1 protein-coding gene is annotated in these 282 nt (G+C 66.7%); it reads left to right on the top strand.

The genetic code is table 11. From position 1 onward, the window contains the following. On the top strand, positions 1 to 221 hold a 221-nt coding region (locus ACWPMZ_RS16555; RefSeq protein WP_455705192.1), incomplete at its 5' end, for a hypothetical protein. Positions 222 to 282 lie beyond the last annotated feature (61 nt).

Genomic DNA, 282 nt, shown 5'->3' on the forward strand with positions numbered 1-282 from the left:
GCGTCGATCGCGGCGTAGGGGCTGTCGACCATCGTGACGTGGGGCATCAGGTCAACGAAGGCGGCAAGCGCGCGATGGGCCGCAAGGTCCTCGACGCGTTGGGCGGTATGGAGACGGCGCGCGGCCGGAAGGTCGCGCTGCTCGGTCTGACCTTCAGCAGGAAGGGCCGCCCTAGGGGCGGCCCTTCGGTGTTCGCTAACTGCGTTCCGCTTAGACGATGATGAAGTCGGTTGCGGCGATCGCGTTGTGGTTGGGCAGGGTGGCCATAAGGACTTGTGCCCC

Source organism: Tsuneonella sp. HG222 (assembly GCF_053819185.1).